Raw genomic sequence first — 1,559 nt, forward strand, 5'->3', positions numbered from 1 at the left:
AATCCGACACGGCGTCATTCCAGCATTCAGATGCTGTCGCCGGTGGACTACGAAGCAGCCCACACCCCGCCAGACCAAGATCGCTGACCCCACACCGTCAGTGTCCGGCGCTGGGGGCCAAGCTCACACGCCGTCGCCGATCGGATCTCTGCGATGCACAACCATCTGGACTCCGCCCTGGGCCCGACCGCGAGTTATGAATCGGCCGACGTTCTCTCCGTTGACCCCGACGCGCTCCGTGTCCTCGCTCGAATGATGACCAACGTCAGAAGGCCACAGGCCGCTCTACCACCGGGTGACGTATCCGGCGACCGCGTTCTCGATCAACGAATCAGCCTCTTCACCGCGCACTACCGCGCTGTCGTCGTCGACCTCGATGCCGATCACCGCGCCGCCATCGAGCATCTACGCCGCACCGCAGACGCCTACACGCACGCCGACCACGCCGCAGCCACGCTGCTGACCAGCGGGCTCCCCCGCCCGCCCTCGGCCGTCCCCCGATTCGCTCCCGACCCGGATCTGCCGTCCCTCGCTGGGCCTAGCCGTGCACCCACAGAACCGCCCGAACCCTCAACCCCTCGGCTCAGCCATCCTGCAGCGAGCGGACACCGCGCCCTCGACGCCCCCATGTCGGGCGCCACCGCGCTCGCTGCCTCAGATCGCAGTACCGATATCCCAGGCCACCCAGGGGCCCAAAACCTCATCGCCGGCAACCCCGACGGTCTTCACGCACTCGCGGCAGCGCTCACCCGCGACAGCTACGACCACGACGACGCGATCAGTGACCTGCTTGCTCTCGCCCGTAACAACGGTTGGGCCGGCGATGCCGCCACCGCGTTCCGCCGCCATCTCGAAGACCGCATCGCCCGCCACGCCGCCGCCCGGGAGGCAACCGCCGCCACCGCGAGCAAGCTGACCAACCTGGCCGACGCCCTCACCACCGCTCAACACCAAGCCCGCCACGCGAACCATCTCTACGCCCGAGCCGACGTGATCGACCCACCGCCGACGACGGGCGCGCCCGCGCCGGAGTCCGCCGACGCACCGACCGCGGCACAGCGGCTGACCGCAGCTCGACTGCGCCACGACGCCGACACCACCTGGCGCGACGCGCTCACCCACGCCCGCTCCGCCGTCAACCACGCCGCCGTCGCCGTCAAGCAGGCGCTGCAACAGCTCCCCAACCGCGGCCGGATGCTCGCCGACCCGCCACCCGCCGTCAGCTGATCACTCAATCGCCGGACCCTCGGCACAACCGCACATGACCTCCACGCCACCACCGCGCGCTGCGCCTACGTCCACTTCCGCGCGCTGAACGAGCGCGTCCCGGAGGGCGACCAGCGGTGCTGGGCTGCGACAGACGCACCGCCGCGGAACGCCCTCGTTCCGCGCCCTCGCCAGAAGCACTACTTCTGGCATATCTCGCTGCTCTTTTGCCGGCGTGTTCAGCGTGAATGAACCGTCGTCACAACGAACCCGACGCCTTTTGGTTGTTGACGATCGTGATCGGGTCCGGTTCGCAGCAGACTGCCCGGGCATGGAACCACATGAACGTCCGG

Annotated in this window: 1 protein-coding gene; it reads left to right on the forward strand. The window is 69.0% G+C overall.

Annotation, left to right across the window (positions count from 1 at the left end):
- The first annotated feature begins 153 nt into the window (after positions 1-153).
- Positions 154-1,227: a putative T7SS-secreted protein gene (locus tag KIK08_RS41285; RefSeq protein WP_214408324.1), complete on the forward strand. Its 1,074-nt coding sequence runs from the start codon at positions 154-156 to the stop codon at positions 1,225-1,227.
- Positions 1,228-1,559: the final 332 nt, after the last annotated feature.

Origin of the sequence: Pseudonocardia lacus, assembly GCF_018531445.1 — a bacterium.
Taxonomy (GTDB): domain Bacteria; phylum Actinomycetota; class Actinomycetes; order Mycobacteriales; family Pseudonocardiaceae; genus Pseudonocardia; species Pseudonocardia lacus.